This window comes from Pseudomonas sp. XK-1 (genome assembly GCF_038069885.1).
Classification (GTDB): domain Bacteria; phylum Pseudomonadota; class Gammaproteobacteria; order Pseudomonadales; family Pseudomonadaceae; genus Aquipseudomonas.
Map to the genome: position 1 here is coordinate 124,384 of NZ_JBBPES010000001.1, position 23,583 is coordinate 147,966.

General features: G+C 64.1%; 26 protein-coding genes and 1 pseudogene. 6 read left to right on the top strand and 21 right to left on the bottom strand.

What is annotated here, in order from left to right; genetic code table 11:
• Position 1 precedes the first annotated feature (1 nt).
• Positions 2–799, top strand: a complete 798-nt coding sequence (locus tag WMW70_RS00530; protein ID WP_341435581.1) for a helix-turn-helix transcriptional regulator — start codon at positions 2–4, stop codon at positions 797–799.
• A 65-nt stretch (positions 800–864) separates the two neighbouring features.
• Entirely contained in the window at positions 865–1,479 is a 615-nt protein-coding gene (locus WMW70_RS00535; protein ID WP_341435582.1) for a LysE family translocator, read from the top strand.
• On the opposite strand, the gene WMW70_RS00540 is transcribed toward WMW70_RS00535, so the two are convergent.
• The 18 genes and pseudogenes from WMW70_RS00540 to WMW70_RS00625 form a co-directional block, all read right to left on the bottom strand.
• Positions 1,476–2,210, bottom strand: a complete 735-nt coding sequence (locus WMW70_RS00540; protein ID WP_341435583.1) for a hypothetical protein — start codon at positions 2,208–2,210, stop codon at positions 1,476–1,478. The two genes, WMW70_RS00535 and WMW70_RS00540, sit on opposite strands and share 4 nt — an antisense overlap.
• A gap of 51 nt (positions 2,211–2,261) precedes the next feature.
• A complete protein-coding gene (locus tag WMW70_RS00545; RefSeq protein ID WP_341435584.1) occupies positions 2,262–2,642 on the bottom strand; it encodes a RidA family protein in 381 nt (126 codons plus the stop codon).
• Positions 2,643–2,876: 234 nt separating this feature from the next.
• Positions 2,877–3,977 (bottom strand): iron-sulfur cluster carrier protein ApbC, encoded by a 1,101-nt coding sequence (gene apbC / locus WMW70_RS00550; protein WP_341435585.1) that lies wholly within the window; start codon positions 3,975–3,977, stop codon positions 2,877–2,879.
• A 21-nt stretch (positions 3,978–3,998) separates the two neighbouring features.
• Positions 3,999–5,009: a YeiH family protein gene (locus WMW70_RS00555; RefSeq protein ID WP_341435586.1), complete on the bottom strand. Its 1,011-nt coding sequence runs from the start codon at positions 5,007–5,009 to the stop codon at positions 3,999–4,001.
• Positions 5,006–5,323 (bottom strand): DUF971 domain-containing protein, encoded by a 318-nt coding sequence (locus WMW70_RS00560; RefSeq protein ID WP_341435587.1) that lies wholly within the window; start codon positions 5,321–5,323, stop codon positions 5,006–5,008. The genes WMW70_RS00555 and WMW70_RS00560 overlap by 4 nt, the downstream gene beginning before the upstream one ends.
• A gap of 24 nt (positions 5,324–5,347) precedes the next feature.
• Positions 5,348–5,527 (bottom strand): hypothetical protein, encoded by a 180-nt coding sequence (locus tag WMW70_RS00565; protein ID WP_341435588.1) that lies wholly within the window; start codon positions 5,525–5,527, stop codon positions 5,348–5,350.
• Between the two features lie 2 nt (positions 5,528–5,529).
• Complete coding sequence (gene fdxA / locus WMW70_RS00570; RefSeq protein WP_341435589.1) at positions 5,530–5,853, bottom strand: ferredoxin FdxA; 324 nt, start codon at positions 5,851–5,853, stop codon at positions 5,530–5,532.
• 103 nt (positions 5,854–5,956) lie between these two features.
• The gene (locus WMW70_RS00575; RefSeq protein ID WP_341435590.1) at positions 5,957–6,916 is read right to left on the bottom strand and encodes a HEAT repeat domain-containing protein; all 960 of its coding nucleotides are present in this window, start codon (positions 6,914–6,916) and stop codon (positions 5,957–5,959) included.
• Positions 6,917–6,931: 15 nt separating this feature from the next.
• Positions 6,932–7,147 (bottom strand): annotated as a pseudogene (locus WMW70_RS00580) (4Fe-4S dicluster domain-containing protein); the annotation flags it as partial.
• 114 nt (positions 7,148–7,261) lie between these two features.
• Complete coding sequence (locus WMW70_RS00585; RefSeq protein ID WP_341435591.1) at positions 7,262–9,004, bottom strand: fumarate reductase/succinate dehydrogenase flavoprotein subunit; 1,743 nt, start codon at positions 9,002–9,004, stop codon at positions 7,262–7,264.
• A gap of 9 nt (positions 9,005–9,013) precedes the next feature.
• Positions 9,014–9,757, bottom strand: a complete 744-nt coding sequence (locus WMW70_RS00590; protein WP_341435592.1) for a GntR family transcriptional regulator — start codon at positions 9,755–9,757, stop codon at positions 9,014–9,016.
• A 72-nt stretch (positions 9,758–9,829) separates the two neighbouring features.
• Positions 9,830–10,699, bottom strand: coding sequence for an ABC transporter ATP-binding protein (locus WMW70_RS00595; RefSeq protein ID WP_341435593.1), 870 nt, complete (start codon positions 10,697–10,699; stop codon positions 9,830–9,832).
• Positions 10,696–11,592, bottom strand: coding sequence for an ABC transporter permease (locus WMW70_RS00600; RefSeq protein ID WP_445942085.1), 897 nt, complete (start codon positions 11,590–11,592; stop codon positions 10,696–10,698). Before WMW70_RS00600 ends, WMW70_RS00595 begins: the two co-directional genes overlap by 4 nt.
• Before the next feature lie 60 nt (positions 11,593–11,652).
• A complete protein-coding gene (locus tag WMW70_RS00605) occupies positions 11,653–13,023 on the bottom strand; it encodes an ABC transporter substrate-binding protein (protein ID WP_341435594.1) in 1,371 nt (456 codons plus the stop codon).
• Positions 13,024–13,390: 367 nt separating this feature from the next.
• Positions 13,391–15,499 (bottom strand): bifunctional GTP diphosphokinase/guanosine-3',5'-bis pyrophosphate 3'-pyrophosphohydrolase, encoded by a 2,109-nt coding sequence (gene spoT / locus WMW70_RS00610; RefSeq protein ID WP_341435595.1) that lies wholly within the window; start codon positions 15,497–15,499, stop codon positions 13,391–13,393.
• Between the two features lie 60 nt (positions 15,500–15,559).
• Positions 15,560–15,823 (bottom strand): DNA-directed RNA polymerase subunit omega, encoded by a 264-nt coding sequence (gene rpoZ, locus WMW70_RS00615; RefSeq protein WP_305621687.1) that lies wholly within the window; start codon positions 15,821–15,823, stop codon positions 15,560–15,562.
• Between the two features lie 144 nt (positions 15,824–15,967).
• Positions 15,968–16,588 carry a guanylate kinase gene (gene gmk / locus WMW70_RS00620; protein WP_341435596.1) on the bottom strand — a complete coding sequence of 207 codons (621 nt, stop codon included), beginning with the start codon at positions 16,586–16,588 and terminating at the stop codon, positions 15,968–15,970.
• A 51-nt stretch (positions 16,589–16,639) separates the two neighbouring features.
• Complete coding sequence (locus tag WMW70_RS00625) at positions 16,640–17,503, bottom strand: YicC/YloC family endoribonuclease (RefSeq protein ID WP_341435597.1); 864 nt, start codon at positions 17,501–17,503, stop codon at positions 16,640–16,642.
• 142 nt (positions 17,504–17,645) lie between these two features.
• Here WMW70_RS00625 and rph point away from each other — a divergent pair, with 142 nt between their 5' ends.
• Together rph and WMW70_RS00635 are read left to right on the top strand one after the other, a co-directional pair.
• Positions 17,646–18,368: a ribonuclease PH gene (gene rph / locus WMW70_RS00630; protein ID WP_341435598.1), complete on the top strand. Its 723-nt coding sequence runs from the start codon at positions 17,646–17,648 to the stop codon at positions 18,366–18,368.
• A 40-nt stretch (positions 18,369–18,408) separates the two neighbouring features.
• Positions 18,409–18,780: a DUF4870 domain-containing protein gene (locus WMW70_RS00635; protein WP_341435599.1), complete on the top strand. Its 372-nt coding sequence runs from the start codon at positions 18,409–18,411 to the stop codon at positions 18,778–18,780.
• Positions 18,781–18,836: 56 nt separating this feature from the next.
• Here WMW70_RS00635 and WMW70_RS00640 read toward each other — a convergent pair whose 3' ends face one another.
• Positions 18,837–19,616, bottom strand: a complete 780-nt coding sequence (locus tag WMW70_RS00640; protein WP_341435600.1) for an exodeoxyribonuclease III — start codon at positions 19,614–19,616, stop codon at positions 18,837–18,839.
• A 92-nt stretch (positions 19,617–19,708) separates the two neighbouring features.
• Here WMW70_RS00640 and pyrE point away from each other — a divergent pair, with 92 nt between their 5' ends.
• Both pyrE and WMW70_RS00650 read left to right on the top strand, forming a co-directional pair.
• Positions 19,709–20,350 (top strand): orotate phosphoribosyltransferase, encoded by a 642-nt coding sequence (gene pyrE, locus WMW70_RS00645; RefSeq protein WP_325505295.1) that lies wholly within the window; start codon positions 19,709–19,711, stop codon positions 20,348–20,350.
• Between the two features lie 25 nt (positions 20,351–20,375).
• Complete coding sequence (locus WMW70_RS00650; RefSeq protein WP_341435601.1) at positions 20,376–20,963, top strand: DUF4124 domain-containing protein; 588 nt, start codon at positions 20,376–20,378, stop codon at positions 20,961–20,963.
• Between the two features lie 55 nt (positions 20,964–21,018).
• Here the strand turns inward: WMW70_RS00650 and argB are convergent, their stop codons facing one another.
• Complete coding sequence (gene argB / locus WMW70_RS00655; protein WP_341435602.1) at positions 21,019–21,924, bottom strand: acetylglutamate kinase; 906 nt, start codon at positions 21,922–21,924, stop codon at positions 21,019–21,021.
• A gap of 29 nt (positions 21,925–21,953) precedes the next feature.
• The gene (algC, locus tag WMW70_RS00660; RefSeq protein WP_341436528.1) at positions 21,954–23,348 is read right to left on the bottom strand and encodes a phosphomannomutase/phosphoglucomutase; all 1,395 of its coding nucleotides are present in this window, start codon (positions 23,346–23,348) and stop codon (positions 21,954–21,956) included.
• Positions 23,349–23,583: the final 235 nt, after the last annotated feature.

Consider the following 23,583-nt stretch of genomic DNA (forward strand, 5'->3'; position numbering starts at 1 on the left):
GGTGGATGCCAATCGGCTGCTGGCCCGCACCTGGTTACCGGGGGTGGAACTCTTCCATGCCGATTTTTCCGGGCAGGCATTTGCGCGCCACAGCCACGATGCCTTTGCCATCGGAGCCATCCTGCAGGGCGTTGGCGGCTACCAGTGCCGGGGTGCGCGGCATGCCTTGCCGGCCGGCACCCTGTCGCTGATGAATCCGCAGGAGGCCCATAACGGCTATGCCGAGTCCGAGCGCCTGGTGTATCGCATGCTCTATGTCGAAGAGGGTCGGCTGCCGCATCTGCTGGGGCGCAAGCGCCTGCCGCGTGGCTTTGCCGAATTGAACCCGCAGGATGATGGCGCGGTAGCCCTGGGCCTGGCGCGCCTGGCGGCGGCGTTCGAGCAGGCGGATGTACTGACTCTGGAAAGCGAGTTGCTGGCGGTGCTGGAGCGGGTGTTCCTCCGTCATGGTGGATTGCCGGCGGCCCAGACCACGCGACGCGATGGCGGGGTGATCCTGGCCCTGCGCGATTATCTGGAGGCGCACTATGCCGAGGCCGTCAGCCTGGAGCAGTTGGGCCAGCAGCTACAGCGTCATCCGCGGCATCTGATCGAGGCGTTTCGCCGGGTCTACGGCGTACCGCCGCATACCTACCTGCTGCAGCGCCGGGTCCGCGAGGCCAAGCGTCGCTTGCTTGCGGGCGAGGCGGTAGTGGCGGTGGCGCTGGACCTGGGCTTTTACGATCAAGCGCATTTCTCCACGACGTTCAAGCGCTTTACCGGGGTCAGCCCCGGGTTGTTTCGCCGCTCGGCCGCCTGAGTTTCTTCCAAGACCGGTCCAGCTCGCCCGTTGAAACTGGCTCCCGTTCAATTCGGGAGTCGTTTATGTTCGCCTTGTTTGTGCTGGTCGCCAGCACCCATTTCGCCGCCCTGCTGTCGCCGGGGCCGGACTTCTTTCTGCTGATCCGCGCCGCGCTGCTCAAGGGCCGGCAGCAGGCGGATGGCTGCGCCGCCGGGATCGCCCTGGCCAATCTGCTGAGCATGTTGCTGGTGCTGCTGGCCCTTGGTCTGCTATCGGCCCAGGGGGGCTGGTTATGGCCTGCTCTGCAGGTCGCGGGTGGGGCCTATTTCATCTGGCTCGGTGGTCAGGCGCTGTGCTCGCAGCGGCGGCTGGAGCTGACCGCGGTTGAGCCGCAGGCGTGCGCGGGAACCTGGGTGGACGGCCTGCGCGAGGGGCTGCTGGCCAGCTGCCTGAATCCCAAATTGCCGATTTTCTACGCCGGCTTGTTCGGCGTGCTGCGCGAGGCGGCGATGCCCGCCTGGGGGATGCTACTGAGCATGCTGTGGATGACGCTGGTGGTGCTGATCTGGGACCTGGCCCTGGTGCGTCTGCTCGGGCAGGCGCGTTGGCGCGGCTGGTTGCAGCGGCGCGTGGTCTGGCTGGACCGGCTGTGCGGCGGTTTTTTGCTGGTACTCGGAGTGTGGTTGGTATGTGCCTAACGCCGTTGCAGCCGCCAGTGCAGCGGGCCCTTGTGGTAGTCGGGCATTTCGTCGATGGCCGCGCGGTTGAGCGCCTGGAAGATGCGCAGCTGGTCGCCTTCGCGCTCGAACAGCCAGCTCTGTCCCTGGTCGCCCAGTTGCAGCCAGATACTGTCGGCCTCGCCGCTCATGGCGGCGCAATCGCCGGCCAGGCACAGGGCGTAGCGATCGGCCCCGGGCAGGCCTTCGAGCTTGCCGTCGGCGGCGAACAGCACCAGGCCACCTTCGCCCAGGCCCTGTCTGATGACCCAGGTGCCGCCCAGGTAGGCCCGATACAGGGCCTGCTCGAAACGGCTGCCGGGCGCGGCGTAACCGCTGTCGGTCGGGTTGGCGCGGACAAAGCGCTGTTGCGGCCAGGTGTCGCTGGCGGCCTGCACCAGCTCGTTGCGGTCCAGGCTCAGCCACTCCTGATGATCGCCGTGGAAGTGCACGCGGAAACCACCATCGGGTTCGCGGCTCAGCCGCCCCTCGCCACGTTCGAAGCCATTGCTGAAGCTGGCTTGCTGGCGCTGGCTGTCGACTTGCCATTCCAGATTGGGGCCATAGGCGAGCAGGGCTTCCCGCAGCTCACCGCCGGCCGCCGCGGCGTCGATGGCCGCCTGGTTGATCCAGATACCGTCAGGGTCTTGCGTCTGGCTGACACAGCCGCTGAGTAGCAGGGTGGCGATTAGCAGGCTGGGCAGGCAACGCATGGGACGTCCTTGGAAAGAGGCGGCGGGGTGGGGAAACCCCGCCGGAGGGGCTTACTCGAGTACCAGAATCGCGTCCATTTCCACCTGGGCACCCTTCGGCAGTGCTGCTACGCCGATGGCGGCGCGGGCCGGGTAGGGTTGCTGGAAGTAGCGGCCCATGACTTCGTTGACGGTGGCGAAATGCGACAGGTCGGTGAGGAAGATGTTCAGCTTGACCACGTCCTTGAACGAGCCGCCAGCGGCTTCCATAACAGCCTTGAGGTTCTCGAATACCTGCACGGTCTGGGCTTCGAAGCCTTCCACCAGCTCCATGGTGGCGGGGTCCAGCGGAATCTGCCCGGACATGTAGACAGTGTTGCCGGCCTTGATCGCCTGGGAATAAGTGCCGATGGCGGCCGGGGCCTTGTCGCTGCTGATAACGCTCTTGCTCATGGGAGCTCCTTGATAAGGGTGTTGAGAATGACGCACGCGGCGTGTCGTCTCGCCTTGAACGCTGTGTGCGTCCAAGGTCAGGCCGCATAGGGTGGTCGATAGCCGGGGGCGCTGTCAAAGCGACAGGCAATGTAAAAGATATTTCCCAGTGACTATAGGGTCATTCGTCGGTGCCGGGTTTGCCGAGCAGACGCTGGCGCTGTTTGTCGGCTTGCTGGAGCGTGGCAACCGACTTCAAGCGTCGACTATCGCCACCTGCGGTTGACCCGCCTGCTGAGGTTGCAACGACAGGCGTGCGGCGCTGCGTCGGGCGATGTCGCGGTAGGCCTGGGCCAGGCTGCCCTCGGGTGCGCTGACCACTATCGGCAGGCCGTCGTCGGCACCGAGGCGGATGCGTATATCCAGCGGCAGTTCGCCGAGCACTTGACTGCCGTACTGCTCGGCCATGCGTCGCGCGCCGCCGCTGCCGAAGATATGTTCTTCGTGGCCGCACTGGCTGCAGATATGCAGGCTCATGTTCTCGATGATGCCGAGCACCGGCACATTGACCTTGTCGAACATCCGCAGGCCCTTGCGGGCATCAAGCAGGGCGATGTCCTGGGGCGTGGTGACGATCAGCGCGGCGGACACCGGCATGCGCTGGGCCAGGGTCAGGTGGATATCGCCGGTTCCTGGCGGCAGGTCGACGATCAGATAATCCAGGTTGTCCCAGGCGGTTTCGTTAAGCAGGCGAGTTAATGCCTGGCTGATCATCGGCCCGCGCCAGATCACCGGGGCTTCCTCGTCGACCAGAAAACCAATCGACATGCACTGCAGGCCATGGCCGAGCATGGGCTGTAGCTTGCCGTCGCGGCTCTCCGGCAGGCCAGATAGGCCGAGCAATCGCGGCTGGCTGGGACCGTAGAGATCGGCGTCGAGCATGCCGACCCGTGCGCCGTCGGCGGCCAGTGCCAGGGCCAGATTGGTCGCGGTGGTGGACTTGCCCACCCCGCCCTTGCCCGAGGCCACCGCGATCAGTTGCTTGACCGCGGGCAGTGCCTGGACGGTCGCAGGTGCCGCCTCCACGGTCCAGGCCACCTGGATTTCCACCGCCTCGGCATCGGTCTGCGCCAGCAAGTGGCCGCGCAGTTGTTCCGCCAGGATTTGCCGGTAACCCTCGGCCGGAAAACCCAGTTGAATTGCCAGGCGCAGTTGCCCGCCCGTTGTATCCAGGCTGCGCACGGCCCCGGCCGAAAGCAGATCGCAGCCGAGGTAGGGGTCGATCCATTGGCCGAGGGCCAGTTCGGCCTGTTGCAACAATGGGGTTGGTGCAAGGTGTGGGGCGCAAGCGTTCATGGCGTGTTCCTCGGTTAAGGTTTATGCGGGGCCAAACAGCGCCAGCAGCGTCATCGCCGTCAGCAGCAGCCCGGCGCTTAGCAGCACCAGCAAGAGAAAGGGTTTCCAGCCCTGGGCCAGCAACTCGCCGAGGCTGGTGCGCATGCCTAGCGCGGCCATGCTCAGCAACAGACAGGCCTGGGATGCGGCGACCAACACCTCGCGCAGGCCGGCCGGTAGCCAGCCCAGACTGTTGAGGCCGAATAGCGCGAGAAAGCCCAGCAGGAAGTAGGGAAACTCGCCGCCGCTGCTATCGCGGCTGCGCAGGAGTACGCCGAGCAGCAGCACCAGCGGTGCCAGCAGGGCGACTCGCAGCAGCTTGGTCAGGGTGGCGACATCGCCGGCGCTGTCGGACACCAGATAACCAGCCGCGGCGGCCTGGGCCACGTCGTGAATGCTGGCACCGAGCAGCAGGCCGCTGTCCAGGGCGCTGTAGCCGAGGGCGGCAAGCAGCGGTGGATACACCAGCATCGACAAGGTGCCGAGGGCGGTGACGCCGACCACCACGCCGAGCAGGCGGCGTTCTTCCAGGCGTCCCGCGGGAATCACCGCGGCCACGGCGATGGCCGCGGATACCCCGCAGATCGCCACCGCCACCCCGGCGACCAGGCTGTGCAGGGTCGGCAGGCGCAGCCAGCGGCCGAGGGCCAGGGCCGCGCCTATCACCAGCGGCGTGCTGCCGAGCACCACCAGCAGCGGCAGGCTGCCGACCGCCAGCACCTGCTCGATGCCGATGCGCGCGCCGAGCAGGGCCACGCCGATGCGCAACACCTGGCGGCTGCAAAAGCCCACCCCCGGTTGCAGGCGCGCATCGCCGGCCTGGCTGGCGAAGCCGAAGCCCAGCAGCAAAACCAGCAGCAGCGCCGGCGCGGCGTAATGTTCGGCGAGGAAACTGCCGGCCAGCGCCAGCACCACGCCGAGGGCGATGCCGGGATACAGGCGGCGCAGGCTGACGAACGAGGGGGCCAGCAGTTGCAGGGTGCGTTGGTTCATCGCAGCCGCTCGCCCAGTTCGCGCAGATAGGCCCAGGGGTAGAGTCCGCGGTAGTGGCCGTCGCTAAAGAACAGTTGCAGTCCGCTGATGCCGGAGACTTGCAGCTTGTCGACGCCGACATCGGCGTCGATCAGGCTCAGGGCACCACGCTGGCGGGCCTGGGCGCAGGTCGAACAGGCGCAGCTCTTGCGCAGGGCCAGGCAGCTCAGGCGGCTGAGTTGGCCATCCGGCCACAGCACCTCGAGGGTTTTCTGCGCTTTGCGCAGGCGGATTTCGCTGGGGGCGGCAGTCAGGGTCTGGGTGCTCATGGGCATGGGTATCTCCAGCATCGTCAGGCGCTACAGGGTTTTTGCCGGCAGCGGCGGTTCGCCATTGGGCACCAGCAGCGTTGGCACTTCCGGCGGCTTGACCTGGCGCTGCTCGCTATCCAGCGGGCGGGCGCTGCCGGTGGCCGCGGCGCTGGCGATCAGCGCTGCCAGCAGTGCGCGTTCGAACCAGGGTTTAAGGCGCTCGGGCACGGTCAACGCTCCAGAAATTGCAGTTTGTCGGTCTGGTCGACCCAGTCATCGGCATTCGCCAGGGGGGCATTGGTCTGGGTGATGACCGGCCAGAGCTGGGCGAGGTCGGCATTCAGCTCGATGAAATGGCTTTGCTCGGGCGGTACTTCCTTGTCGGCGAAGATCGCGTCGGCCGGACATTCCGGGCCGCACAGGCTGCAGTCGATGCAGGCCTCGGGATTGATCACCAGAAAGTTCGGGCCTTCGTGGAAGCAATCGGTCGGGCACACCTCGACGCAGTCGGTGTATTTGCAGCGGATACAGTTTTCGGTCACTACGTAAGTCATCGGGTCTTCCTCGCTTCGTGGGCGGGAGGGGCTTTGGCCGCGACGCTTGGTTGCCAGCGATTCGTGGCTGAAGCTCCTCCCACACGACGTCTGCCATCCGGCCTTAAGCGGCGGCGTCCAGTTTCGACAGGGCCCAGCGGGCCAGCTTGCGCACGTCTGGGTCGGGGTCTTCCATGGCGGTTTCGACAAAAGGTCGGCCGGCGCTGTGGCCGATGCTGCCGAGGGCACCGATCGCCGCCTTGCGCAGGTTGCTCATGGGGTCGCGGGCGCAGACGCCGAGGGCCGGGATCGCGCCCACTGCGGCGAGCTTGCCGAGGGCGTCGACGGCTTTTTCGCGGACTTGCCAGAAGCTGTCGTGGGTGGCGTCCACCAGCGACTGCAGCGCTGCCTGGCAATCCAGTTTGCCGAGGCTCACGGCCGCTTCGACGCGCACCTGCCAGTGCTCGTCCTGGAGAATCTCGATCAGGGTCGGGCCGACCTGCTCGGCTTCGGCGTAGACCAAGGCACCGGCCGCGGCACGGCGCACCTCGGCATCGGTATCGTATTGGGCGCGCTGCATCAGCGCCGGCAGGTTTTCCGGCTGCTTGAGCCAGCCGATCACCGCCACCGCCTCGCGTCGCACCTGGGCATCGGCATCGTTTAAACGGAGTAGCGCCGGGGCCTGGGCCGCCGGATTGCGCAGCGGCTTGAGCGCGCGGAGGATGCCTGCGACCACAAAGCTGTCCTGGCTCTGTTCCAGTGCTGCGAGCAGCGGCATGGCGGCAGCCGGGTCCTTGAGGTCGGCGAGGGCGTGGGCGGCGGCGTTGCGCACCACCTCGTCGCTGTCGCCGAGGGCGGCGATCAGCGCGTCGGCGATATCTGCGGCGTCGAACTCGTCGACCACCTTGGCGGCTTCCTGGCGTACTGAGGGATCGGGGTCGTTGAGGGCGAGGATCAGCAGCTCGGCCGCTTCAGGCTCGCCGCAATCGACCAGTTCGAGCACCGCCACCCGGCGGATCGCGGGGTCGGTCGAGGCGAGGTTTGCGGCGAGGCTCTGCAGTTGAGGATCGTCGTAGTGCTTCATGGGGTAGTTCCTTGATCAGCGCAGCAAATAGGGGATGTTTACCTTTACTGCATCGGTCGGGCAGTCGGTCTCGCAGGGCATGCAGTACCAGCATTCGTCGTATTTCATATGGGCCTTGCCGGTGTCCGGGTTGATCCACAGGACATCCAGCGGGCAGACATCGATGCACACGCGACAGCCCTTGTCGGCGATGCATTTGTCCTCGTCGACGACGACGGGAACGCTGGAACGGTGGTTGGCTACGGGCTTGGGGTGCTCCTCGAATTGCTTTCGTTTGGGGGAGCGGCCTGGGCCGCCAAAAGCGCAGCAACGGGTTCGGGGCCACGCCCGCTCCTACAGGCTCGATCAGGCATTGGCGGCTTTCTTTACGCGCAGCTTGCTGTAGGCGTCCTTTTCTTCGCCGAGGGCCACCACGTAGTCGGCGACCGGGCGTTTGCCGTGGGCCATCTGGCCGTTTTCGTCCTTGAACAGACGGCTGTGGTAGAACCACTCGGCGTCGTTCTGCTCGGGGAAATCGACCCGGTAGTGGTAAAGCCCCCAGCGCGACTCGGTGCGATACAGCGAGGCGCGGGCGGCCATCTCGGCGCAGTCGATGATCGATTGCACTTCCAGGGCGCGCAGCAGTTCGTGGGGGTCGGCGGCGCAGAGTTTGGGTAGGTCCGCACGCACGGCCAGGATGCGTTCCAGGCCGATTTCCAGCTTCTTGGTGACCTTGGGCGGCTGCAGGTAATCGTTCACCAGGCGGCGTACCTTGTATTCCATCTGCTCCGGCGGGATGCCGTCCTTGACCAGCAGCGGTGCCTGGATGCGCGCCAGCTCCTCGGCGATAAAGGCTTCGTCGAGCTGGATTTCGCCGCGCGCCTGGGCGAACGCCGTAGCGCTCTCGCCGCAGATCTGCCCATAGACGAAGGCACCGAGCATGTAGTTGTGCGCCACCGAGGCCATGTCGCCGGCACCGTACAGGCCCGGCACCGTGGTCGCGCCCGTCTCGTCGGTCCACACACCGGAAGCGGAGTGGCCGGAACAGAAGCCGATCTCGGAGATATGCATCTCCACCATGCGCTGGCGGTAGTCAATCTGGCGGCCTTCGTGGAAGCGCCCGCGGGTCGGCCGTTCGTTGGTGTGCAGTACGGTCTCGATTTCCTGGATGGTTTCCTCGGCCAGGTGGTCGAGCTTGAGGAACACCGGGCCGGTGCCGGATTCCAGCTCCTTGAAGAACTCCAGCATCATCTGTCCGGACCAGTAGTCGCACTCGATAAAGCGCTCGCCGTAGGCGTTGGCGGTGAAGCCGCCGAGCGGGCCGGTGACGTAGGCGCAGGCCGGGCCGTTGTAGTCCTTGAGCAGCGGGTTGACCTGAAAACACTCCAGGTTCACCAGGTCGGCACCGACGTGGTAGGCCATGGCGTGGCCATCGCCGCAGTTGGCCGGGTTCTCGTAGGTGCCGAACAGGTAGCCGGAGTTCGGCAGGCCGATGCGCCCGGCCGCGCCGGTGGCCATGATCACCGCCTTGGCGCGGATGATGATCGGCTCGGCGGTGCGGGTGTTGACCCCGATCATCCCGGCGATATTGCCGTCGGCGTCCTTCAGCAGGCGCGTGGCCTGGAAGCGGTTCTCGATCTCCACCCGAACGCGGCGCAGGCGGCGGTAGAGGATCTTCTTGACGTTGTGGCCCTCGGGCATCGGCAGCACGTAGGTGCCGAGGTGATGGACCTTTTTCATGTCGTAGTCGCCGGTTTCGTCCTTCTGGAAGTGCACGCCCCAGGAGTCGAGTTTCTCGATCATCGGAAACGAGCGCTGGGCGTAGGCCAGTAGCGCCGGCTGATGGACGATGCCGTCGTTGGCGATGGTGATTTCCTTGACGTACTGCTCGGGCGTGGCGTGGCCGGGGACCACGGCGTTGTTGAGGCCGTCCATGCCCATGCAGATGGCACCGGAGCGCTTGACGTTGGCCTTCTCCAGCAGGATTACCTTGAGTGTTGGGTCCAGCTCCTTGACGGTCACGGCGGCCATTGGGCCGGCGGTGCCGCCGCCGATTACCAGCACGTCGGTATCTATTACCGGGATGCCATTGATGTGGGTGGTAGTCATTGTCGTCTCCTATTTCCGATCCACTCGGAACTGGTATTTGAATGAGTCGCCGCGGTAGCAGAGGTATTCGAAGTCGATTGGGCGGCCGCCCCGATCGTGGGTCAGGCGCTCGACGCGCAGGATCGCTTCGCCAGCCTTGAGGCCTAGCAGGTGCTGCACCTCGTCGTCGGCAAGCATGGCGTCGAGGCCGATATCGGCGCGGCCTAGGGCAATGCCGAAGAGGTTTTCCAGCATCGGGAAGATGTCGCCGGACAGATCCAGGCCGAACAGCCGGCGACCGATATCCAGGGGGAAGTAGCTGTTCTCCACGCACACCGCCTCGCGGTTGAGGTAGCGCACGCGCTTGACCTCGACCACGTCCTCGCCGGGGGCCAGATGCAGGGCGACGACTACCGCCTTGGGTGGCTTGCGTTGCTGGATCGAGAGCAGCCGCGCGGTAGCCTCGTAACCCTGGGCCGCCATGGCTTCGCCGAAGCCTTGCAGGCGCTGCACGTTCTGCACCGCCTTGGGCTTGCTGACGTAGGTGCCCTTGCCTTGGGCGCTGAACACCAGGCCCTCGTTGTGCAGGTCACGCAGGGCCTGGCGAATGGTGATGCGGCTGACGCCATAGGCCTGCATCAGCTGGTTCTCCGAGGGCAGGCGGGCATGCACCGCGTAGCTGCCTTCGAGAATCTGCTGGCGCAGGCTGTCGCGGATCTGCACATACAGCGGCAGCGGCGACTGCCCCGGCGCTAGTTGTTGGATACCGTTCACGGAGGGAGTCTCCAGCCTGTCATGACAGGTCATGTCGAGCGCGGACGTGAGTAAGGGCTGTGCACTCATGGCTCAGCCCACCTGGTTCTGTTGCTGGAAGGCGCACAGGGTTTCCTGACGGATCAGGTCCATGCATTGGCGTTTGAGGGCGATGAATTCGGGGCTGGTCAGCATGCTCTGCTCGCGCGGACGCGGCAGCGCAACCTTGATGTCGGCGATGATCCGGCCGGGACTGGCGCTCATCACCACGATGCGGTCAGAGAGGAACACCGCCTCGTCGATATCGTGGGTGACGAACACCAGGGTGTTGCGGAATTCGCGCCAGATCTGCAGCAGGTTCTCCTGCATCATGATCCGCGTCTGCGCATCCAGGGCCCCGAACGGCTCGTCCATCAGCAATACACTGGGGTAGTTGGCCAGGGCGCGGGCGATGCCGACGCGCTGCTGCATGCCGCCGGAGAGGGTGCTCGGGTAGGCGTCCTCGAACGCCGCCAACCCCACCAGGGAGAGGAAGGTGCGCGCCACGCTCATGGCTTCGTTGCGCCCGACCCCGGCCATCAGTGGGCCAAAGGCGACGTTGTCGCGCACGGTTTTCCAGGGGAACAGCGAGTGCTGCTGGAACACCATGCCGCGATCCGGGCCGGGCTCGGTAACGGCCAAACCGTCGATGCTCAAACTGCCGCGACTCGGCTGGACGAAGCCGGCAATGGCGTTGAGCAGGGTCGACTTGCCGCAGCCGGAAGGGCCGAGCAGGCAGACGAATTCGCCGGGTTTGATCTCCAGTTGGGCGTTCTGCACCGCGGCGCGTTTGCCGCCGTTGTGGTCGAACTCGATGTGCACGTCCTGCACGCGGATATGCCCGCGTCCGCTGGTCTCGGCCTGGGCGCGCTGGCGGCTGTGGTCGAGCACGGCCAGGCGGTTGTCGCTGACGGCGCTGTTCATGGCCGGCCTCCTTTGGCTTGCCAGCGCAGCAGCGGGGTGCAGGCCTTGCGCACGAGCAGTGTGCAGAGGGTGCCGAGACCACCGATGGTGAGCATGCCGATGATGATTTGCGGGTACTGGATCAGCGTGTAGGAGGTCCAGGTGAAGTAGCCGATGCCGTACTGGCCGCTGATGATTTCTCCGGCCAGCAGGGAGAACCAGGCCACGCCCATGCCGATCGCCAGGCCCGCGACGATGCTTGGCATGGCACCTGGAATGACCACGTGCCAGAGGATCGCGCGCTTGCTTGCACCCAGGCTGCGGGCGGCACGCACCAGCACGTCGGGGGTCTGTTCGACGCCGTGTACGGTGTTCAGCACGACGGGAAAGAGCGCGCCGAGAAAGGTGATAAAGATGATGCTCGACTGCTCGCTGGGCAGCATCAGGATCGCTAGAGGAATCCAGGCCACCGCTGGGATCGGTCGCAGTAACTCGATATACGGCAGGATGATGTCCTCGGCCCAGCGCGAGCGGCCCATCAGCACACCGAGCATTACGCCCAGGACCACCGCCATGCCATAGGCGATGGCGATGCGTTCCAGGCTGTAGCCGATATGCAGGTAGAACTCCTGGCTGGCCAGTTGCACCAGTAGGGCTTCGCCGACCACCACGGGGGTGGGGATGTTTTCGAAGTTCAGCAACAGGTTGAAGTCGTTGCTGGCGGCCAGGTGCCAGAGCAGCACGGCCATCACCAGGGCACCCGTGCGTACCAGGTAGTGGGCGAAATTGGCCGGCAGGCGTCGCCGGCGTGGCGTCGGCGCGCTAGGGCCCGTGCTCGGGCTCGGCGGCACCGCCAGCAGCGCTGGGCTGACGGCTTCAGCGGGCTGCAACGCAAGGTTCTGTTTAACACTCATGGTCAATCCTCGGCTCAGGTGCGCCCCCGCGCTCTGCGACGCGTGGGGCGCTCAGGCGGATTAGGGCAGCATCGCCAGCGCTTCGCTGAGCGGCAGTGCGCTGCCGCCGTGCTCGGCGATGTGTTGCTGCGAGTCGGCTTTCTTCATGAATGCGACCACCTCGCCGGCCTTGTCCTTGACCAGGTAAGCGGCCTTGCCGAACAGCTTGAGGCCGGTCAGGTTGTCGTAGACGTAGGTGCTGTTGATCGCCTGGCCTGCGGCCTTGGCTTCTTCGGCGGCGACGAGCATGGCGGCGATGCTGTCGTAAGCGACCATGCCCTTATCCTTGAACCAGATTTCCGCCGGTTTCAGCGCCGGGTTGCGCGGCTCGGAAGTCACCACGCTGGCGACCATCGCGTCGTAGTCCAGGCCGCTGGTGGCATAGGCTTCTTTCAGATAGCTGGCGTCGATCCAGGCGTCGAAATCGAGGTCGGGGATCTGCATTTCTTTCTGCAGCAGGGCGTGGTCGTACTTCAGCGCCTCGACCCACTGCGGCTTGATGCTGGCCTCCATGGTGGAAATGCCACCGTTGCTGAAGTAGAGGTAGAGCACTTCCTTCTCCGCGCCCGTCCATTCGGCAACCTGGGTGGCGGCGCGCATCGGATCGTCCTGAATCCAGCGCTGTGCTTCCAGGGTGGCCATAAGAACCGCCTTGACCACCTCCGGATACTGTTTGGCGAATTCGTCGCGCACTACGATGCCGTGGAAGGTCGGTACGCCGGCCTCGCTGCCGTCATAGATCTTTCGTGCGGTACCACGAAATTCCATGATCTCCGACCAGGGGCAGAAGTCGGCGTGGGCGTCGATCTTGCCGGCGGCGATATTGGCTGCGCCCACCGGCGGGCTCTGGTTGGCGATGCTGACCTTGTCGAACAGGTCGGCGTCGCGCAGTGCCTTGAGGGTCATGCCCCAGGCAGCGCTGCCCACCGGCACCGAAATGGTCTTGCCGGCGAGATCGGCCAGCGACTGCACCGAAGAGGCGGCCGGCACCACGATGGCGTTGCCGGTGCCCTTGAGGTTGTAGCCGGTTACCGCGATAAAACGGCTTTGCTGCTTGCCGGTTTCCTGGAACTTGGCACCGTTGACGATCAGTGGGTAATCGCCCATCACGCCGAAGTCCAGCTTGCCGGCGAGCATCTGGTTGGTGATTGGCGGGCCGGAGTCGTAGTCGCGAAATTCGATGGTGTAGCTGGCGTCGGCGTATTTGCCGGTGGTTGGCAGGTACTTCTCGATCAGCTTGAGTTTCTCCAGCACGATGCCGCCGGAAACGGTGTTGGTAACCATGCTTTGATGACCGATGCCGATCTGGATTTTCTCGGCCGCGGCCGGGCCGGCGAATAGCAGAATCGAGCCGAAGAACAGGGTGGTAAACAGGCTGTTTGGGTTGTGCATAGTCTTCCCCTTGTCGGTTGGGCAACTTGTACTAACAGGACATAACGCCTGCTTTGAAAGGTGCACCGGCCGTGCCAGGAAGCGCTGAAATCGCCATAGGCGTCTGTTTTTAAACGGCAAATAGCGGGCTTTTATGACTCGCTGGTCAAGCCTGTTTTGCCCGCCAATCGCCCCCTGCTGGTGCGCGAAACGCGCCCAAGGGCCAAGCCGGCGCAAGCGCTGACGCGGGGTTTAGGACAAGTAAGGCAAGTGGCAGGGTAGGCGCGGACGGGTGGCGATGGCGGGGTAGCCTGGACAGGCGCAACGCAATCCGGGAGCGATTGGGTTGAATGCAGAGGGAGGGGTTGAGCGGTTTCTTAACTGGCCGTCAGGCCTTGACCCGGTTGATATGAATCACGCCCTTGAGCGCGCGCAGCTTCCTGATCACCCGGGCCAGGTGGACGCGGTCATGCACGCTGACGATCAGCAGGACCACGCTGATACGGCCGTCGCGCTCGTCCATGCTGATCTTCTCGATATTGCCGTCGGCGGCGTTGACGCTGCCGGCCAGCAGGGCGATCAGGCCGCGCTGGTGTTCCAGTTCGATGCGCAGTTCGACGTTGAACTCGCCGACCACGTCCTTGGCCCAGGACAGCTGGATACACTTCTCCGGGTTATGCCGGATTTCGCCGATGTTCCTGCAGGTTTCCAGGTGCACCACCATGCCCTTGCCCGCGGACAGGTGGCCAACGATGGGGTCGCCGGGAATCGGTGTGCAGCATTTGGCGTAGCTCAGTACCAGGCCTTCGGTACCGCGAATGGCCAGCGGGCCTTCGGCGTTCTGCAGGGTTTCGCCGCCTTCGCTGAGCAGGCGGCGCGCCACCACATAAGCCATGCGATTGCCCAGGCCGATATCTTCCAGCAGGTCTTCGATCACCTCCAGGCGATACTCGTCGAGCACCGCCTTGACCCGTTCCGGCGCGAGCTTCTCGATCCGGCTGTTGAAGCCGGCCAGCACCTTGTTGAGCAGGCGCTCGCCGAGGCTGATCGACTCGGAGCGGCGCTGCAGCTTGAGGGCGTGGCGAATATGGGTGCGCGCCTTGCCGGTGACCACGAAGTTGAGCCAGGCCGGGTTCGGCCGCGCGCCGGGGGCGCTGACGATTTCCACCGTGGCCCCGCTCTGCAGCGGCTCGGACAGCGGTGCCAGGCGGCGGTTGATGCGGCAGGCGATGCAGGTGTTGCCGACATCGGTGTGCACGGCGTAGGCGAAGTCCACCGCGGTCGAGCCCTTGGGCAGCTCCATGATCCGCCCCTTGGGGGTGAACACATAGACTTCGTCGGGGAACAGGTCGATCTTTACGCTTTCGATAAATTCCAGCGAGTTACCGGCGCGCTGCTGCATCTCCAGCACGCCCTTGACCCACTGCCGCGCGCGGGCATGGCTGCCCTTGGGCTGGTCTTCCTCGTTGGATTTGTACAGCCAGTGGGCGGCGATGCCGTTGTTGGCCAGCTCTTCCATCTCGCGGGTGCGGATCTGGATCTCGATCGGTACGCCGTGCATGCCGAACAGGGTGGTGTGCAGCGACTGGTAGCCGTTGGCCTTGGGGATCGCGATATAGTCCTTGAAGCGCCCGGGCAGCGGCTTGTACAGGTTATGCACGGCACCGAGCACGCGGTAGCAGGTGTCGACCTTGTCGACGATGATACGGAAGGCGTAGACGTCCATGATCTCGTTGAAGGCCCGCCGCTTGCCGCGCATCTTCTGGTAGATGCCGTAGAGGTGCTTCTCGCGGCCCACCACCTCGCCTTCCATACCCTCGCGGGCCAGGCAGTGGCTGATCGACTCCTCGATCTTGTTGACGATTTCCTTGCGGTTGCCGCGGGCCCGGCGCACGGCGGCGCGGATGCGCTCGGAGCGCATCGGGTGCATGGCCTTGAAACCCAGGTCCTCGAACTCGATGCGCATGCTGTGCATGCCCAGGCGGTTGGCGATGGGCGCGTAGATTTCCAGGGTTTCCTTGGCGATGCGTCGGCGTTTCTCGCCGGACAGCACTTCCAGGGTGCGCATGTTGTGCAGGCGGTCGGCCAGCTTGACCAGGATCACGCGGATATCGCGGGCCATAGCCATGGCCATCTTCTGGAAGTTTTCGGCCTGGGCCTCGGCCTTGGTCTCGAAGTTCATCTGGGTCAGCTTGCTGACCCCATCGACCAACTCGGCCACGGATTCGCCGAACTGGGCGTCCAGAGCTTCCTTGGCGATACCGGTGTCTTCGATGACGTCATGCAGCATGGCGGCCATCAGGCTCTGATGGTCCATGTGCATATCGGCGAGGATGCTCGCCACCGCCAGGGGGTGGGTGACGTAGGCTTCGCCGCTGCGCCGGCGCTGGCCGTCGTGGGCCTGCTCGGCGTAGAAATAGGCGCGACGCACCAGGTTGACCTGGTCGTCGTCGAGGTAGGTCGAAAGTCTGTCGGCGAGGGCGTCTATGCTCGGCATGGGCGTTCCCCTTGCCGATTCAGATGACCCTGCGCCTGACGACGTCGACCCGGCATAGGCTTACAGAGGCTCGTTGGCCTCTTCCTCGAATGCGGCAAACAGCGGTTCTTCTTCGACGATCTCGTCCTGGGCGATGACGTCATAGCTCATCAGGCCGGCAGCGATTTCGCGCAGGGCGACCACGGTCGGCTTGTCGTTTTCCCAGGCGAGCTTCGGCTCTTTGCCGCCGGTGGCCAGCTGGCGCGAACGCTTGGTGGCGAGCATGACCAGCTCAAAGCGGTTATCAACGTGATCCAGGCAATCTTCGACGGTAACGCGGGCCATGGTGTTCCTCGTAGCAAATGCGTAATAAAGCGGGCCCAAATGGGCGGGCGGACTGGATAGTCTAGTTAAGCCCGTGGTACGGCCGCAAGCTTTAAGCTACAAGCGGCAAGAAATACCCGGGTTGCGAACGTGCCGCATACGGCGTTAAACCAGCAATTCGCTGAGCAAACCACTGTGGCGCTGCTGTTGCGGCCCCTGCAGCAGTTGGTTGGCGCGGAAAATGGATTTCAGGTCGCTGAGCGCGTGGGCGAAGTCGTCGTTGATCAGCAGGTAGTCATATTCGACGTAGTGGCTCATCTCGCTGACCGCCTCACGCATGCGCCGCTCGATGATCTCGCCGCTGTCCTGGCCGCGGTTGGTCAGACGATGGCGCAGGGCCTCCTGGGTCGGCGGCAGGATAAAGATCGACTTGGCCTCGGGCATCAGTCGGCGCACCTGTTGTGCACCCTGCCAGTCGATTTCCAGAATCAGATCGTAGCCTTCGGCCAGGGTCTGCTTGACCCACTCCTGGGAGGTGCCATAGAGGTTGCCGAACACCTCGGCATGCTCGAGGAATTCGGTGTTGTCGAGCATGGCATGGAACTGTTCGCGACTGACGAAGTGGTAGTTGACCCCTTCCACCTCGCCCGGGCGCATGGCGCGGGTGGTGTGCGACACCGAGACGCGAATCTGCGCCTCGCTGTCGATCAGAGCCTTGACCAGGCTGGTCTTGCCCGCGCCGGAGGGGGCGGAAACGATATAGAGGGTGCCGGTGGTGACGGTCATGGATGCATCCTGGAAAACTTTGCTCGTAGGGTAGCAGCGTCGTGCGCTGGGTTATTCGATGTTCTGTACTTGTTCGCGCATCTGCTCGATCAGCACCTTGAGGTTGACCGCCGCCTGGGTGCTGCGGGTATCGAAGGCCTTGGAGCCCAGGGTATTGGCTTCGCGGTTGAGTTCCTGCATCAGGAAGTCCAGACGCCGGCCGGCCGCGCCGCCGCTTTTCAGCACACGGCGTACTTCGCCGACATGGGTGACCAGGCGATCGAGCTCTTCGGCGACGTCGCTTTTCTGCGCGAGCATCACCAGCTCCTGCTCCAGGCGTTGCGGGTCGAGTTCGGCCTGCATCTCGGCGCAGCGGTCGAGGATCTTCTGCCGTTGGCCGGCGAGCATCTGCGGCACCAGTTCGCGCAGGGCGACGACCTCGGTGGCGATGGCGTCCAGGCGTTCGTTAAGCAGCTTGGCCAGCTCGGCACCTTCGCGCGAACGGCCTATTTTCAGTTCATCCAGCGCCTGGGTGAAGAGACTCAGGGCGGCCTTGTTGAGGGCTTGCGGGTCGGCGGCATCGGCCACCAGCACGCCGGGCCAGCCGAGCACTTCCAGGGGGTTGAGCGGGGCGGGCTGCTGGATCAGGTCGGCCACGCTCTGCGCCGCCGCCACCAGCTGCGCGGCGCGGTTCAGGTCAACCTGCAGGGCCTTGCCGGTGCTGTCTTCGGTAAAGCGCAGGGTGCACTCGACCTTGCCGCGCGACAGGCCGCTGCGCAGCGCTTCGCGTACCGCGCCTTCGAGGTCGCGAAAGGCTTCCGGCAGGCGCAGGTGCGGTTCCAGGTAGCGGTGATTGACCGAGCGCAGCTCCCAGCTCAGGGTGCCATTGGTACCGGCCTGTTCGGCGCGGGCGAAGGCAGTCATGCTGTGGATCATGGGGCAAACCTCGCAGAAACGTCGTAGCTCAAGGCGCAGGATTGTAGCGCAGTGCGTCGGTCGCTCCCAATTCGGCATACCGCCGCGGGCTTAGGGCCCTATAATGCCGGGCAGATTTTTTATTAAGAGCAGGTATTCCCAGATGAAACGTCCCAGTGGCCGCGCCGCCGATCAGTTGCGCTCGATTCGCATCACCCGCAACTACACCAAGCATGCCGAGGGTTCGGTGCTGGTGGAATTTGGCGATACCAAAGTGATTTGCACGGTCAGCGTCGAGTCGGGTGTACCGCGCTTCCTCAAAGGCCAGGGCCAGGGCTGGCTGACCGCCGAGTACGGCATGCTGCCGCGCGCCACCGGCGAGCGTAACCAGCGTGAGGCCAGCCGCGGCAAGCAGGGCGGTCGTACCCTGGAAATCCAGCGCCTGATCGGCCGTTCGCTGCGCGCCGCGCTGGATATGAGCAAGCTGGGCGAGAACACCCTGTATGTCGACTGCGACGTGATCCAGGCCGATGGCGGCACCCGCACCGCGTCCATCACCGGTGCCATGGTGGCCCTGGTCGATGCGCTGAAAGTGATCAAGAAGCGTGGCGGCCTGAAAGGCGGCGACCCGCTCAAGCAGATGATTGCCGCGGTATCGGTGGGCATGTACCAGGGCGAGCCGGTGCTGGATCTGGATTATCTGGAAGATTCGGCGGCGGAAACCGACCTCAACGTGGTGATGACCAGTGCCGGCGGCTTTATCGAAGTGCAGGGCACGGCCGAGGGCGCGCCCTTCCAGCCGGCCGAGCTGAATGCCATGCTGGCATTGGCGCAGAAAGGCATGGCCGAGCTGTTCGAGTTGCAGTTGGCGGCCCTGGCTGACTGATTGAGCTGTACTACAAGCCCGTAACGCAAGGAGAAGCACCATGAGCGACGAGTCCCCAGTGCCGCAGCCGGCACCCAGTCAGGAAGCCCGGCAATGGGCGATGTTCTGTCACTTCGCGGCCTTTCTCGGGCTGGTGTTTCCCTTTGGCAATCTGCTTGGGCCGCTGATTGTCTGGCAGATCAAGAAGGACCTCGACCCCTTTGTCGATCAGCAGGGCAAGGAAGCCCTGAACTTCCAGATCAGCGTGTCGCTGGCGATGGCGCTGTGTTTCCTGCTGATGGTGGTAATTATCGGCTTCCCGCTGCTGGTACTGGTCGGGGTTGCCGCGCTGGTGCTGACCGTTATTGCCGGGGTCAAGGCCAATGAGGGCCAGGCCTATCGCTATCCCTTCGCCTGGCGTCTGGTGAAATAGGCGCAGGCGCACAACAAAAAAGCCGGCATCACGCCGGCTTTTTTGTTGTCTGTTGATCAGACGCTGAGGGTCCAGTCGTAATCGACGATCAGTGGCGCATGCTGGGAGAACCTTGGCTGGCGCGGCAGGCGTGCACTGCGCACGCTGCGGCGCATGCCCGGGGTCAGCAGCTGGTAGTCGTAGCGCGAGCCGAGGTTGAGCAGTTCGGCCTGCTCGCTGTCCGGCCACCAGCTGAACTGCTCGCCTTCGCGGCTGACTTCGCGCAGGGCATCGACATAGCCCATGGTGCCGATCACTTCATCCATCCAGGCCCGCTCGGGCGCGAGGAAGCCCGGCGATTGCTGGCAGTCGCGCCAGTTCTTCACGTCGAGCTTCTGGTGCGCCACGTAGAGCGAGCCGCAGTAGATGTATTCGCGGCGCTTGCGGCGCTGCTTGTCCAAATAATGAGTGAAGTCGTCCATAAACTTGAACTTCTGGTTCAAGCTTTCATCGCCGTTCTGCCCCGATGGCAGCAACAGGGTGGCGATACTTACCTTGTCGAAATCGGCCTGCAGGTAGCGCCCGTAGCGATCGGCCATTTCAAAGCCGAGGCCGCTGATTACCGCCTTGGGTTGCAACCGCGAATAGAGTGCCACGCCACCTTGGCTCGGCACTTCAGCATCGCAGGCATAGAGGAAATAGCCATCCAGTTGGAGGGCTTGGTCGTCCAGTTCAAAGGCGGAGGCGCGGGTGTCCTGCAGACAGATGACGTCGGCATTCTGTGCTTGCAGCCAGCTGAGCAAACCGCGCTCGACTGCAGCATGAATACCATTCACGTTCACACTGATGATCCGCATAAATGGCCCCCAAAATCACGTGCGTGTATGATACCCGAGCTCACCTCTATTAGCTAAATTCCTAGCAGATCCGTGTTGTCCGGGGCTTTTCCATGCAAGCGTACCAGCGCGATTTCATCCGTTTTGCCATCGAGCGTGGGGTTCTGCGCTTCGGTCAGTTCACCCTGAAATCCGGGCGGATCAGCCCGTATTTCTTCAATGCCGGCTTGTTCGACAGTGGTTCGGCCCTGGCCCAGCTTGGGCGTTTCTATGCTGCTGCGGTGGTAGACAGTGGAATCGCCTTCGACGTTCTGTTCGGCCCGGCCTATAAGGGCATTCCGCTGGCGGCGACCACTGCAGTGGCACTGGCCGAGCATCATCAGCGCGATCTGCCCTGGTGTTTCAACCGCAAGGAAGCCAAGGATCATGGCGAAGGCGGCACCCTGGTGGGTGCACCGCTGGCCGGTCGGGTGTTGATCGTCGACGATGTGATCACCGCCGGTACGGCCATTCGCGAGGTGATGCAGATCATTCAGGCCCAGGGCGCGCAGGCCGCCGGTGTGCTGATCGCACTGAACCGCCAGGAGCGCGGCAAGGGCGAACTGTCGGCGATTCAGGAAGTCGAGCGCGACTACGGCATGCCGGTGGTGAGCATTGTGTCACTGCAGCAGGTGCTGGAATATCTGGCTGACGACGCCGAACTCAAGCAGTATCTGCCTGCGGTCGAGGCTTACCGCGCCGAATACGGCATCTGATTTCTTGAAGTGAGGTACGGCATTGATGCGCACAACCAGGCTGATCCGCTGTTCGCTGTTGTTGGGCCTACTGCTGCCGGTTGTGGCGAGTGCGGTCGAGCTGTACCGCTATACCGACGAACGCGGTACCACGGTACTCAGCCGCCAGGGCGTGCCGCCTGAGCATATCGGCCGGGGTTACCAGGTGCTGAACGAGCAGGGGCGGGTGATCCGGGTGATTCCCCCGGCCCCCACTGCCGAGGAATTGCGGCGTATGCAGCTGGAGAAGGCGCAGGCGCTCTCCGATGTGCAGCTGCTGCGCCTCTACAGCACCCCGGAAGACGTCGAGCGGGCCCGGCAACGTAAGCTGGCCGAGCTCGATGGCCTGATTGGCGTGGCGCGGGGCAATCTTCAGTCGGTGCGTAATCAGCAGGCCAGTCTGCAGAGCCAGGCCGCCGAGCATGAGCGCGCCGGCCGCGAAGTGCCCGCCCACCTGCTGGCGCAGATCGATAACCAGATTGCCGAGCAGGCGCGTCTGAAAAGCGATATCGAGCGCTACCAGGCGTTGCGTGAGCAGTCGAATGCCAATTTCGACGCCGATCTCGAGCGCCTCAAGCAGCTGACCGAGCGCTAGCGCCGTAACGCTTCGGCCAGCTCAAGGGCTGGCCGAAGGGCATGGCTGAGGCCGATCAGGGGCGCTTGCGGTTGCAGATCAGGGTGCCGACGCCGCTGTCGGTGAAGATTTCCAGCAGCACCGCATTGGGTACCCGACCGTCGATGATATGGGCGCTGTTGACGCCACCCTGCACCGCTTCCAGGGCGCAACGGATCTTCGGCAGCATGCCGCCGTAGATGGTGCCGTCGGCGATCAGGCCGTCGACCTGCTCGGTGGTCAGGCCGGTGAGCACCTCGCCCTGCTTGTCCATCAGCCCGGCGATATTGGTCAGCAGCATCAGCTTCTCAGCCTGCAGCGCCTCGGCCACCTTGCCGGCCACCAGGTCGGCGTTGATGTTGTAGGACTCGCCGTTCTGGCCGACGCCGATGGGCGCGATGACCGGGATAAAGTCGCCCTTGACCAGCATATTGAGCAGGTCGGTGTTGACTCCGGTAACTTCGCCGACATGGCCGATGTCGATGATTTCCGGCTGAGTCATCTCTGGGGTCTTGCGGCTGACTTGGAGCTTCTTGGCGCGGATCAGTTGGGCATCCTTGCCGGTCAGGCCGATGGCGCTGCCGCCATGCTGGTTGATCAGGTTGACGATGTCCTTGTTGACCTGGCCACCGAGGACCATCTCCACCACGTCCATGGTGGCCGTGTCGGTGACGCGCATGCCGTCGATAAAATGGCTCTCGATGGACAGGCGCTTGAGCAGATCACCGATCTGCGGGCCGCCGCCGTGGACCACCACCGGATTGATACCCACCGCCTTCATCAGCACGATGTCGCGGGCGAAGCCGGTTTTCAGCTCGTCGCTTTCCATGGCGTTGCCGCCGTATTTGATCACCAGGGTCTTGCCAACGAAGCGGCGAATATAGGGCAGCGCTTCGGACAATACCTTGGCGACGTTGGTGGCGGCATCACGTTCGAGGGTCATGCAGGGCTCCAGTGGGTAAGCGGTGTTGATCAAAAGGGCAGATCGAGTTCAGGTATGACGCTGTAGAGTTGGGCGCGGAACACGTCCTTGATGCGTTCGAGTTCATCCTCGTTTTCCGCTTCGAAGCGTAACACCAGCACCGGCGTGGTGTTGGAGGCACGTACCAGACCCCAGCCCTTGGGGTAGTCGACCCGCACGCCGTCGAGGCTGGTGATATTGCCTTCGCCCCAGACCGCATCGCGTTGCAGGCGCTCGATAATGCCGAACTTGTTCTGCTCGGTGACCTGGATATTGATCTCAGGGGTGGCGATATCGTTGGGGAAGGCCCCGAAGATCTGGTCGGCATCGCGCTTGTCCTGGCTGAGAATCTCCAGCAGGCGGGCGGCGGCGTAGACACCGTCATCGAAGCCGAACCAGCGCTCCTTGAAGAAGATATGCCCGCTCATCTCGCCGGCCAGCAGGGCACCTGTTTCCTTCATCTTCTTCTTGATCAGCGAGTGGCCGGTTTTCCACATCACCGGACGGCCGCCGTAGCCGCTGATCAGAGGGGTCAGGCGGCGCGTGCATTTGACGTCGAAGATGATGTCGGCCCCAGGGTTGCGCGACACCACGTCCTTGGCGAACAGCATCAGCAGGCGGTCCGGGTAGATCATGGCCCCGCTGTTGGTCACAACGCCGACACGGTCGCCGTCGCCATCGAAGGCCAGGCCGAGGTCGGCCTTTTCTTCCTTGACCTTGGCGATCAGGTCGACCAGATTTTCCGGCTTGCCCGGGTCCGGGTGGTGGTTGGGGAAGTTGCCGTCCACCTCGCAGAACAGCGGAATCACCGTGCAGCCGAGGGCCTCGATCAGTTGCGGGGCGATCACCCCGGCGGCACCGTTGCCGCAGTCGACCACCACTTTCAGCGGGCGCGCCATGGCGATGTCGTCGCGGATCTGCTGGAAGTAGCGCTGCAGCACATCGACCTGCTCGACCGAACCTACGCCGCTGGCCAGGTCGTTGTTGTCGATGCGCGTCTTCAGCGCCTGGATCTGCTCATTGGCCAGGGTGTCGCCGGCGATAACGATCTTGAAACCGTTGTAGTCCGACGGGTTGTGGCTGCCGGTGAGCATCACCGCGGATTTGCCGGCGAGGATATTGGCGGCGTAGTAGACCACCGGGGTCGGTACCATGCCGACGTCGCTGACATTGCAGCCACAGTCGAGCAGGCCCTGGATCAGCTGTTGCACCAGCTCCGGGCCGGACAGGCGGCCGTCGCGGCCCACGGCGATGTTTGGTTCGCCCTGGGCCAGGCTCTGCGAGCCAATGGCGCGGCCGATCCAGTAGGCGCTTTCCGCGGTCAGGCTGCTGCCGACCACGCCACGGATGTCGTAGGCGCGGAAAATATCGGCGGGTAAGCTGGGTGCGGTTTGTTGAGTATTCATTGCAGGGGGTTGCTCCAGTCCCAGGAGATCCTGGTCTTCGTCGAGAATATCGATATCGAGGATATCGGTGTCTTGAAACAGTGGATCAACCAGGCCGGCCGCTGCCATTTGCTGCGGATCGGGTGTCGGGGCGGACGTTTGCGCGGGGGCGCTCGCGACAGTTTCATGGGCTCGGCGTGGCAGACGTGCCAGAGCGTGGGCCAGGCTGTCGAGCGCTGGCAGGCTCAGGCTGAAG

What these genes read in the sequence shown, in the direction of transcription:
- algC (WP_341436528.1), bottom strand. Translation starts at nt 23,348, where the DNA reads ATGAATACTCAACAAACCGCACCCAGCTTACCCGCCGATATTTTCCGC.
- WMW70_RS00595 (WP_341435593.1), bottom strand. Translation starts at nt 10,699, where the DNA reads ATGAACAGCGCCGTCAGCGACAACCGCCTGGCCGTGCTCGACCACAGC.
- WMW70_RS00585 (WP_341435591.1), bottom strand. Translation starts at nt 9,004, where the DNA reads ATGACTACCACCCACATCAATGGCATCCCGGTAATAGATACCGACGTG.
- WMW70_RS00535 (WP_341435582.1), top strand. Translation starts at nt 865, where the DNA reads ATGTTCGCCTTGTTTGTGCTGGTCGCCAGCACCCATTTCGCCGCCCTG.
- WMW70_RS00635 (WP_341435599.1), top strand. Translation starts at nt 18,409, where the DNA reads ATGAGCGACGAGTCCCCAGTGCCGCAGCCGGCACCCAGTCAGGAAGCC.
- gmk (WP_341435596.1), bottom strand. Translation starts at nt 16,588, where the DNA reads ATGACCGTCACCACCGGCACCCTCTATATCGTTTCCGCCCCCTCCGGC.
- apbC (WP_341435585.1), bottom strand. Translation starts at nt 3,977, where the DNA reads ATGAACGCTTGCGCCCCACACCTTGCACCAACCCCATTGTTGCAACAG.
- WMW70_RS00555 (WP_341435586.1), bottom strand. Translation starts at nt 5,009, where the DNA reads ATGAACCAACGCACCCTGCAACTGCTGGCCCCCTCGTTCGTCAGCCTG.
- rph (WP_341435598.1), top strand. Translation starts at nt 17,646, where the DNA reads ATGAAACGTCCCAGTGGCCGCGCCGCCGATCAGTTGCGCTCGATTCGC.
- spoT (WP_341435595.1), bottom strand. Translation starts at nt 15,499, where the DNA reads ATGCCGAGCATAGACGCCCTCGCCGACAGACTTTCGACCTACCTCGAC.
- WMW70_RS00560 (WP_341435587.1), bottom strand. Translation starts at nt 5,323, where the DNA reads ATGCCCATGAGCACCCAGACCCTGACTGCCGCCCCCAGCGAAATCCGC.
- pyrE (WP_325505295.1), top strand. Translation starts at nt 19,709, where the DNA reads ATGCAAGCGTACCAGCGCGATTTCATCCGTTTTGCCATCGAGCGTGGG.
- WMW70_RS00545 (WP_341435584.1), bottom strand. Translation starts at nt 2,642, where the DNA reads ATGAGCAAGAGCGTTATCAGCAGCGACAAGGCCCCGGCCGCCATCGGC.
- WMW70_RS00650 (WP_341435601.1), top strand. Translation starts at nt 20,376, where the DNA reads ATGCGCACAACCAGGCTGATCCGCTGTTCGCTGTTGTTGGGCCTACTG.
- fdxA (WP_341435589.1), bottom strand. Translation starts at nt 5,853, where the DNA reads ATGACTTACGTAGTGACCGAAAACTGTATCCGCTGCAAATACACCGAC.
- argB (WP_341435602.1), bottom strand. Translation starts at nt 21,924, where the DNA reads ATGACCCTCGAACGTGATGCCGCCACCAACGTCGCCAAGGTATTGTCC.
- WMW70_RS00600 (WP_445942085.1), bottom strand. Translation starts at nt 11,592, where the DNA reads ATGAGTGTTAAACAGAACCTTGCGTTGCAGCCCGCTGAAGCCGTCAGC.
- WMW70_RS00540 (WP_341435583.1), bottom strand. Translation starts at nt 2,210, where the DNA reads ATGCGTTGCCTGCCCAGCCTGCTAATCGCCACCCTGCTACTCAGCGGC.
- WMW70_RS00605 (WP_341435594.1), bottom strand. Translation starts at nt 13,023, where the DNA reads ATGCACAACCCAAACAGCCTGTTTACCACCCTGTTCTTCGGCTCGATT.
- WMW70_RS00575 (WP_341435590.1), bottom strand. Translation starts at nt 6,916, where the DNA reads ATGAAGCACTACGACGATCCTCAACTGCAGAGCCTCGCCGCAAACCTC.
- WMW70_RS00625 (WP_341435597.1), bottom strand. Translation starts at nt 17,503, where the DNA reads ATGATCCACAGCATGACTGCCTTCGCCCGCGCCGAACAGGCCGGTACC.
- rpoZ (WP_305621687.1), bottom strand. Translation starts at nt 15,823, where the DNA reads ATGGCCCGCGTTACCGTCGAAGATTGCCTGGATCACGTTGATAACCGC.
- WMW70_RS00640 (WP_341435600.1), bottom strand. Translation starts at nt 19,616, where the DNA reads ATGCGGATCATCAGTGTGAACGTGAATGGTATTCATGCTGCAGTCGAG.